6 protein-coding genes are annotated in these 9815 nt (G+C 59.8%); 5 read left to right on the forward strand and 1 reads right to left on the reverse strand.

Annotated elements, in window-relative coordinates; genetic code table 11:
* Position 1: 1 nt before the first annotated feature.
* From N037_RS03930 to N037_RS03940, 3 genes are all read left to right on the forward strand, one after another.
* Positions 2-2434: a formate C-acetyltransferase/glycerol dehydratase family glycyl radical enzyme gene (locus N037_RS03930; RefSeq protein ID WP_032639085.1), complete on the forward strand. Its 2433-nt coding sequence runs from the start codon at positions 2-4 to the stop codon at positions 2432-2434.
* A 166-nt stretch (positions 2435-2600) separates the two neighbouring features.
* Positions 2601-3416, forward strand: coding sequence for a Cof-type HAD-IIB family hydrolase (locus N037_RS03935; protein ID WP_032639087.1), 816 nt, complete (start codon positions 2601-2603; stop codon positions 3414-3416).
* 149 nt (positions 3417-3565) lie between these two features.
* Positions 3566-4822 (forward strand): DUF1479 domain-containing protein, encoded by a 1257-nt coding sequence (locus N037_RS03940; RefSeq protein WP_032639089.1) that lies wholly within the window; start codon positions 3566-3568, stop codon positions 4820-4822.
* On the opposite strand, the gene N037_RS03945 is transcribed toward N037_RS03940, so the two are convergent.
* Positions 4819-5892, reverse strand: a complete 1074-nt coding sequence (locus N037_RS03945) for a LacI family DNA-binding transcriptional regulator (RefSeq protein ID WP_023335030.1) — start codon at positions 5890-5892, stop codon at positions 4819-4821. The two genes, N037_RS03940 and N037_RS03945, sit on opposite strands and share 4 nt — an antisense overlap.
* A gap of 288 nt (positions 5893-6180) precedes the next feature.
* Between N037_RS03945 and N037_RS03950 the strand changes: the two genes are divergently transcribed.
* Together N037_RS03950 and N037_RS03955 are read left to right on the forward strand one after the other, a co-directional pair.
* Positions 6181-7482: an MFS transporter gene (locus tag N037_RS03950; RefSeq protein ID WP_032639090.1), complete on the forward strand. Its 1302-nt coding sequence runs from the start codon at positions 6181-6183 to the stop codon at positions 7480-7482.
* A gap of 17 nt (positions 7483-7499) precedes the next feature.
* Positions 7500-9815, forward strand: a 2316-nt coding sequence (locus N037_RS03955) for a glycoside hydrolase family 31 protein (RefSeq protein ID WP_032639092.1), incomplete at its 3' end; no start/stop codon positions are given.

Here is a 9815-nt window from a genome sequence, read left to right on the forward strand (position 1 = left end):
TATGACAACCCTGAATCTCAACACCCTCAGCGAGCGCATTAAAGCGCACAAAACGGCGCTGGTGCATATCGTCAAGCCGCCGGTCTGTACCGAGCGCGCACAGCACTACACCGAAATGTACCAGCAGCACATGGACAAGCCGATCCCGGTACGCCGCGCTCTGGCGCTGGCGCATCACCTGGCTGAACGCACCATCTGGATCAAACACGACGAGCTGATTATCGGTAACCAGGCAAGCGAAGTGCGCGCCGCGCCGATTTTCCCGGAATACACCGTCTCCTGGATTGAGAAAGAGATCGACGATCTGGCGGACCGCCCGGGCGCAGGCTTTGCGGTGAGCGAAGAGAACAAGCGCGTGCTGCATGAGATCTGCCCGTGGTGGCGCGGCCAGACGGTGCAGGACCGCTGCTACGGCATGTTCACCGACGAGCAGAAAGGCCTGCTGGAAACCGGCATTATCAAAGCCGAAGGCAACATGACCTCCGGCGACGCGCACCTGGCAGTGAACTTCCCGCTGGTGCTGGAGAAAGGTCTCGACGGCCTGCGCGCTAAGGTGGCCGAGCGCCGCTCGCGCATCAACCTGACGGTGCTGGAAGACCTGCACGGCGACCAGTTCCTGAAGGCGATTGATATCGTGCTGGAGGCGGTGAGCCTGCACATCAAGCGCTTTGCCGACCTGCCGCGTGAAATGGCGTCCACCGAAACCCGCGAAAGCCGCCGCAACGAGCTGCTGGCGATGGCGGAAAACTGCGACGTGATTGCCCACGAGCCGCCAAAAACCTTCTGGCAGGCGCTACAGCTGTGCTACTTCATCCAGCTGATCCTGCAGATTGAGTCCAACGGCCACTCCGTCTCCTTCGCGCGCATGGACCAGTATCTCTATCCGTTCTATCGCCGCGACGTGGAGCTGAACCAGAGCCTCGACCGCGAGCACGCCATCGAGCTGCTGCACAGCTGCTGGCTGAAGCTGCTGGAAGTGAACAAGATCCGCTCCGGCTCGCACTCCAAGGCTTCCGCTGGCAGCCCGCTGTACCAGAACGTCACCATCGGCGGCCAGAAGCTGGTCAACGGCGAGCCGATGGACGCGGTGAACCCGCTCTCCTACGCGATTCTGGAATCCTGCGGTCGCCTGCGCTCCACCCAGCCGAACCTGAGCGTGCGCTACCATGCGGGCATGAGCAACGACTTCCTCGACGCCTGCGTGCAGGTGATCCGCTGCGGCTTCGGGATGCCGGCGTTCAATAACGATGAAATCGTTATCCCGGAATTCATCAAGCTCGGCGTCGAGAAAGACGATGCCTATGACTACGCCGCGATTGGCTGCATCGAAACCGCCGTCGGCGGTAAATGGGGCTATCGCTGCACCGGCATGAGCTTTATCAACTTCGCCCGCGTGATGCTCGCCGCGCTGGAAGGCGGCCGCGATGCCACCAGCGGCAAGGTGTTCCTCCCGCAGGAAAAAGCGCTCTCTGCCGGTAACTTCGACAATTTCGAAGAGGTGATGGCGGCGTGGGATACCCAGATCCGCTACTACACCCGCAAATCCATCGAGATTGAGTACGTGGTGGACACCATGCTGGAAGAGAACGTCCACGATATTCTCTGCTCGGCGCTGGTAGATGACTGCATCGAGCGCGCGAAAAGCATCAAGCAGGGCGGCGCGAAGTATGACTGGGTCTCCGGTCTGCAGGTGGGCATCGCCAACCTCGGCAACAGCCTGGCGGCGGTGAAGAAGCTGGTGTTCGAACAGGGCATCATCGGTCAGCAGCAGCTGGCGGCCGCGCTGGCGGATGACTTCGAGGGGCTGACCCACGAGCAGTTGCGCCAGCGCCTGATCAACGGCGCGCCGAAGTACGGCAACGACGACGACAGCGTGGATATGCTGCTGACGCGCGCCTATCAGACCTACATTGAAGAGCTGAAGCAGTACCATAACCCGCGCTACGGCCGTGGTCCGATCGGCGGAAACTACTACGCGGGTACCTCTTCCATTTCCGCGAACGTGCCGTTTGGCGCGGCGACGATGGCCACCCCGGACGGACGTAAGGCGCACACCCCGCTGGCGGAAGGGGCAAGCCCGGCTTCCGGTACGGACCACCTCGGCCCGACGGCGGTCATTGGCTCTGTAGGGAAACTGCCGACGGAAGCGATTCTCGGCGGCGTGCTGCTGAACCAGAAGCTGAACCCGTCGACGCTGGAAAACGACAGCGATCGCCAGAAGCTGATGGTGCTGCTGCGCACCTTCTTCGAGGTGCATAAGGGCTGGCATATTCAGTACAACATCGTCTCGCGCGACACGCTGCTGGAAGCGAAGAAACACCCGGATCAGTATCGTGACCTGGTGGTGCGCGTGGCGGGCTACTCGGCGTTCTTCACCGCCCTGTCGCCGGATGCGCAGGACGATATTATCGCCCGTACTGAGCATACGCTGTAAAAAAACGCCCGGTGGCGCTGCGCTTACCGGGCCTACATTGTCTCCCCGTAGGCCGGGTAAGGCGAAGCCGCCACCCGGCTTTCTGACTTTCATTCGAAATTAAATTTGTGCTCCCCGTCACCTTGTTATTAGAATGTTTCAAAAAGCAGTGACCCAGGAGCACAGTATGACCGTTAAAGTTATCGTCACCGATATGGACGGAACTTTCCTTGATGATGCCAAGCAGTACGATCGTGACCGCTTCCAGGCGCAGTTTGAGCAGCTTAAAGCCCGCGACATTGAATTTGTGGTCGCCAGCGGCAACCAGTATTACCAGCTCATCTCCTTCTTCCCGGAGCTGAAAGACAGGATCTCCTTCGTGGCGGAAAACGGCGCGCTGGTGTTCGATCGCGGCGAACAGATTTTCCACGGCGAGCTGACGCGTCATGAATCACAAATCGTGATTGGCGAACTGCTGAAGGACAAAGGGCTGAACTTCGTGGCCTGCGGGCTGGAAAGTGCCTACGTCAGCGACCAGGCCCCTGAAGCGTTCGTGGCGCTGATGTCAAAGCACTACCACCGCTTAAAGCGCATCAGCGATTACCGCGAAATTGACGACGTGCTGTTTAAGTTCTCCCTGAACCTGCCGGATAGCGATATCCCGAATCTGGTGGATAAACTGCACGTCTCCCTGGACGGCATCATGAAGCCGGTCACCAGCGGCTTTGGTTTTGTCGATTTAATTATCCCCGGCCTGCACAAGGCCAACGGCATTAGCCGTCTGCTGAAGCGCTGGAAAATCTCCCCGCAGGCGTGCGTGGCCATTGGCGACAGCGGCAACGATGCCGAGATGCTGAAGCTGGTGAAATATTCCTTTGCGATGGGTAACGCGGCGCAGAGCATAAAAGAAATCAGCCACTACAGCACCGACGACAACAACCATCAGGGCGCGCTGAACGTCATTCAGGCCGTGCTCGACAACCACTCCCCGTTCGACGTCTGATCCTCTCCTCGCCGGAGCCTCGCTCCGGCCTCTCACTCTTTTTCCGTCCTGTGGCTTGCGTCAAGTTTTTAAACTTGCATTAACTTAATTTTAACTTAAAGTATCACTTGTATATATTTTTACTTTCGAATGAAAGATGCGAGGCGGTTATGACCTTTACCAGTGAAACTTTGCCAGCGGATCACAAAGCGGCAATCCGTCAGTTGAAACGTGAGCTGCGCGCGCAGATCGGCGACGTGCAGGCGGTGTTTAATAAGCTCAGCGATAAAATTGCCACCCGCGTGGCGGAAATCAACGCCCTTAAGAACAAAGGCGAATCCGTCTGGCCGGTGATTCCGTTTGCGGACGTGAAAAACGGCACTATCACCGACGTACAGCGCGAGGCCGTTAAGCGCCGCGGCTGCGCGGTGATTAAAGGTCACTTCCCGCGCGAGCAGGCGCTGGCGTGGGATCGGTCGATGCTCGACTACCTCGATCTGAATAAATTTGACGACGTGTACAAAGGGCCTGGCGATAACTTCTTCGGCACCCTGACGGCCTCCCGGCCGGAGATTTACCCGATTTACTGGTCACAGGCGCAAATGCAGGCGCGCCAGAGCGAAGAGATGGCGCAGGTGCAGTCGTTCCTGAACCGTTTATGGACATTCGAGAGCAACGGCAAGCAGTGGTTCGACCCGGACGTGAGCGTGATTTACCCGGACCGTATCCGCCGCCGTCCGCCGGGAACCACCTCGAAAGGGCTGGGCGCGCATACCGACTCCGGCGCGCTGGAGCGCTGGCTGCTTCCGGCTTATCAACAAGTTTTTGCCCGCGTGTTTGACGGCAACGTCGATAAGTACGATCCGTGGAACGCCGCGCACCGTACCGAAGTGGAAGAGTACACCGTCGATAACACCACCAAATGCTCGGTGTTCCGCACCTTCCAGGGCTGGACGGCGCTGTCGGATATGATCCCCGGTCAGGGCTTGCTGCACGTGGTGCCAATCCCGGAAGCGATGGCCTACATTCTGCTGCGCCCGCTGCTGGACGACGTGCCGGAGGACGAGCTGTGCGGCGTAGCGCCGGGGCGCGTGCTGCCGGTTTCCGAGAAGTGGCACCCGCTGCTGATCGAGGCATTAAGCAGCATTCCTGCACTCGAGGCGGGCGATTCGGTGTGGTGGCACTGCGATGTGATCCACTCCGTCGCACCGGTGGAAAATCAGCAGGGCTGGGGCAACGTGATGTACATCCCTGCGGCGCCGATGTGTGAGAAGAACCTCGCCTACGCGAAGAAGGTCAAGGAAGCGCTGGAAACCGGCGCGTCGCCGGGAGATTTCCCGCGCGAGGATTATGAAAAAAGCTGGCAGGACCGCTTTACCGTGAACGATCTCAACATCCACGGCAAGCGCGCGCTGGGCATGGTCTAACTGTCGTACAGCCCTTCCCGCTCCACGGCGGTGCGTCGTTTCCCCTGACGTATCCGCCGTACCGACTCCCGTACGGCCAGCATACCGTTGAGCAGTAACGTCCCCACCGGCGCGTCCGGGCGCATCAGCCGCTGCTGGAGCATATAAACCGCTTCTGTTCCCAGCTCATCGCGAGGAACGTGCACGGCCGTTAATGGAACATCCTGAATCGCCGCCAGGTTAAACCCGTCAATGCTCATGACCGACACGTCCTGCGGCACGCGCAGGCCGTGGTTTTGTAATGCGCTAATGGTGCCCGCCGCCATAAAGTCGCCGCCGACCAGAAACGCCGTCGGCAGGTCTTTTCCCTTCTGCTGGTTAAGCCACTCGCTGACCATCTGTTCCGTTTCGCGCGCGCTGAAGCTGGGCACCACCAGCAGATCGCGCTTGTCGTTGAACGTCAGATTATGGGACTGCCAGGCGTCGCGGATCCCCGACAGGCGCAGCTCCATGGTGTAGCGACGCAGGCACAGCACGTTCATCACCTCACGGTGCCCCATCTCGAACAGATATTCCGCCGCCCGCTCGCCAATCGCGCGATGATCCGGCGCAACGGCAGGCAGACGCATGTGGCGGTCGCGGCAGTTAATCAGCATGCAGGGTTTACCCACGTCCACCGCCAGATCGTGAATATGGGGATCGTCGATGCCGAGAAGGATTGCCGCCTGGGCGTCCGCTTCATTCATGCGTGCCAGAAACAGCTGCGCGTCGCTGTCGTTCTCCTCCAGCGCGCAGTAGCGAAGGCGCACATCGTGCGAAGCAAGGCCTTTACTCACGCTCTGGATCACGCGGTAGTAAAAGATGTCGGACCGCTCGTCAAACGCCCGCTGCGGGGCAAAAACCACCAGGCTGTTGAGCAGCAGACGCCCAGCCGCCATGCCGTCCATCACCCCCAGCTCCCGCGCGCACGCCAGCACCTTTGCACGCGCTTTTTCACTGGTATTCGCTTTTCCCGCCAGCACCCGCGACACGGTACTGATCGACAGCTGCGTCCGGGCCGCGATTTCGGTGATCTTTAGCCTTTTGTCCATTTTGTGATCTGGCTCCATTTGCGAAATGAAAAAATTTTCATAGCGTATCCATCAGTAGATAACTGACATAGAGGCCATCATGCCAGAGGGTTTACGTCAGTTATGAGAAATTTTGCACAAAATCCACTTTTGCCCACTCATTTTCTTCCTTAAGGTGAACTTGTCACACAACTTCCATACTAGTTGCATACCAACTTAAGCAGTTTAAACGGATAGAAATCAAAGGCATAAAAATCCGTGTGACACCTGAACCTCCGTCCCCTTACCGTCCGTCTTGTGGAGAGTAAAATGAGTCAGGACATCAATAACACCGTAGCGACAAGCAAAACCCGTCGCGTCATCAAGAACCTGCGCTGGTACGTACTGGTGCTGTTCTTACTTGGCGTCACCGTTAACTACATCACCCGAAACTCGCTCGGGATCCTCGCCCCGGAACTGAAAGAGAGCCTCGGGATCACCACCGAGCAATACTCCTGGATCGTCGGCGCATTCCAGATCGCCTATACCATCTTCCAGCCCCTGTGCGGCTGGCTGATTGACGTCATCGGCCTGAAGATTGGCTTCATGGTCTGCGCCGGGATCTGGGCGTTGATGTGTATCTTCCACGCGGGCGCCGGAAGCTGGCTGCACCTGGCGATTCTGCGCTTCTTTATGGGTGCGTCTGAGGCCGCGGCTACCCCGGCGAACGCCAAAACCATCGGCGAATGGTTCCCGAAATCAGAGCGACCCGTTGCCGCCGGCTGGGCGGGCGTGGGCTTCTCCATCGGCGCGATGCTGGCCCCGCCTATCATCTACTTTGCTCACGCGTCATTCGGCTGGCAGGGCGCGTTTATGTTTACCGGCGTGCTGGCGCTGCTGTGGGTGATCCTCTGGTGGGCGTTCTACCACAACCCGGAGCAGCACCCGAACCTGAGCAAGGACGAGCTGGCGTTCATCAAGCAGGACAACGAACCGCCTGCGGTGAGGATGCCCTTCCTGACCGCGCTGAAAACCGTTTCGAAAAACAAACGCTTCTACGGTATCGCCATCCCGGCCTTTATGGCGGAACCGGCCTGGGCGGTGCTGAGCTTCTGGGTGCCGCTGTACCTCGCCAAAGAGCACGGCATGGACCTGAAGCAGATTGCGATGTTTGCCTGGCTGCCGTTCCTCGCCGCCGACCTCGGCAGCGTGGCGAGCGGCTACCTGACGCGTCTGTACACCCGTCTGTTCGGCTGCTCGCGCGTTAACTCGGTCGTTGCCAGCTCCGTGACGGGCGCGTTCCTGATGATCTCGTTGGGCATCGTGGCCATTACCCGCGACCCGTATATCACCATCGTGCTGATCTCCATCGGCGGCTTCGGGCACCAGATCATCTCCTGCATGCTGAGCGCCCTGGTCGTGGAGTCGTTCGACAAAGGCCAGATGGCGACCGTCAACGGCATGCGCGGCTCTGCGGCGTGGATCGCCAGCTTCCTGTTCTCGCTGTTAATCGGTGTGACCGCCGACAAAATCGGCTTTAACCCGCTCTTTATTGCCATGGGCTTCTTTGACCTGATTGGCGCTGTCTTCCTGGTAGCATTTATTGCTGAACGTCGCGCCAAGCGCGCCTGATAGTGGATGTATTGCATATGAAAACCCTGAAAAACTGGACCCTTGATACGCAGTCGGCAAACCATCTGGAACTGCTGGTCGATAACCAGCACCGCCTGTGCCTGTACGTACTGGAAGAGAACCTGTTCCGCGTGCTGATCAAACGCAAAGGCGAGCTGGCGCTGGACCGCACCTGGAGCATTGCGCCGGAAAAAGACGTACCCTGGGAAGGCCGCCGTCGTGACGACATAAGCGGCTTCTCCTGCCCGGCCTGGACCCTGACGCGGCAGGATGAGACGCTAACCGTGGCCACCGAACGGCTGCGCGTGACCGTCCACCAGCCGCTGTGGCTGGAGTGGCACTACCGCAATGAGGCGGGCGAGTGGCAGCCGCTGGTCAACGACCGCCCGACCAGCGCCTACCTGCTGAACGCCCACGGCGACGGCGTGGCGCACTACCTCAGCCGCCGCAAGGACGAGCGTTTCTACGGCCTGGGCGAAAAAGCGGGCGATCTGCAGCGCAACGGCAAGCGCTATGAGATGCGCAACCTCGACGCCATGGGGTACAACGCGGCCAGCACCGACCCGCTCTACAAGCACATTCCGTTCACCATCGCCCGCCGCGACGACGTCAGCTACGGCCTGTTCTATGACAACCTGAGCAGCTGCTGGCTGGATCTGGGTAACGAAATCGACAACTACCACACCGCCTACCGTCGCTGGCAGGCGGAAGCGGGCGATATCGATTACTACATCTTTACCGGCAAGCGCGTGCTGGACGTCACCAAAGCCTTCGTGCGCCTGACCGGAAAAACCCTGTTCGGACCGAAGTGGAGCCTGGGCTACAGCGGCTCGACCATGCACTACACCGACGCGCCGGACGCGCAAAACCAGCTGATGAACTTCATCCGCCTGTGCGAAGAGCACGCCATTCCGTGCGACTCGTTCCAGCTCTCCTCCGGCTATACCTCCATCAACGGCAAGCGCTACGTCTTCAACTGGAACTATGACAAGGTGCCGCAGCCGAAGGTGATGAGCCAGGCGTTCCACGACGCGGGGCTCAAGCTTGCGGCCAACATCAAGCCGTGCCTGCTGCAGGACCATCCGCGCTATAACGAAGTGGCGGAGAGCGGCCTGTTTATTCGCGATTCAGAAACCGATGCGCCGGAACGTTCCAGCTTCTGGGATGACGAAGGCTCGCACCTCGACTTTACCAACCCGCAGACGGTGCAGTGGTGGCAGAACGGCGTCACCACGCAGCTGCTGGAGATGGGCATCGACTCCACCTGGAACGATAACAACGAATATGAAGTGTGGGACGGGGAAGCCCGCTGCTTTGGCTTCGGCAAGGAAATCGCCATTAAGCACATTCGCCCGGTGATGCCGCTGCTGATGATGCGTGCCTCGCTGGAAGCGCAGCAGCGCTTTGCGCCGGAGAAACGTCCGTATCTGATCTCCCGCTCCGGCTGCGCCGGGATGCAGCGCTACGTTCAGACATGGAGCGGCGACAACCGCACCAACTGGGACACCCTGCGCTACAACATCCGCATGGGGCTGGGCATGAGCCTGTCCGGGCTGTTCAACGTCGGTCACGACGTCGGTGGTTTCTCCGGCGACAAGCCGGACGCCGAGCTGTTCGTGCGCTGGGTGCAGAACGGCGTGATGCACCCGCGCTTTACCATTCACTCGTGGAACGATGACCACACCGTGAACGAGCCGTGGATGTACCCGGGCGTCACGCCAGCCATTCGCGGTGCGGTTGAGCTGCGCTACCGCCTGCTGCCGTACCTCTACACCCTGCTCTGGCAGGCGCACGCCGACGACGAGCCGATGCTGCGCCCGACCTTCCTCGATCACGAGCACGATGCCCAGACCTTTGAAGAGTGCGATGACTTCCTGCTGGGCCGCGACCTGCTGGTCGCCAGCGTCGTCGAAGCCGGGCAGCGCGAGCGCCGCGTCTGGCTGCCGGATAACGCCACCGGCTGGTACGATTTTTACACCCACGCGTGGTATGCGGGCGGACAATCAGTCGTCCTCGATGCGCCGCTGGAAAAACTGCCGCTGCTGGTGCGTGCGGGAGCCGGTCTGCCGCTGAGCGAGCGCATCACGCATGTGAGTGCCGAAAAAGATACGGCACGCGAGATGAAGCTGTTCCCGGTAAAAGGCGTCGGGACAACCTCCGGCATGCTGTTTGAAGACGACGGCGAAAGCTGGGGCTACCAGAACGGCAGTGCGCTGTGGGTGGAGTGGGAAATGGTGTGCGACGGTGCAACCATTAACCTGAAGGTCAACGCGCGCGGGGATTATCGTCCGGCGTGGAAGGCGCTGAAGGTGTCGTTACCGGCGGGAGAAAAA

The organism is Enterobacter sp. EGD-HP1, assembly GCF_000733275.2.
Lineage (GTDB): Bacteria > Pseudomonadota > Gammaproteobacteria > Enterobacterales > Enterobacteriaceae > Enterobacter.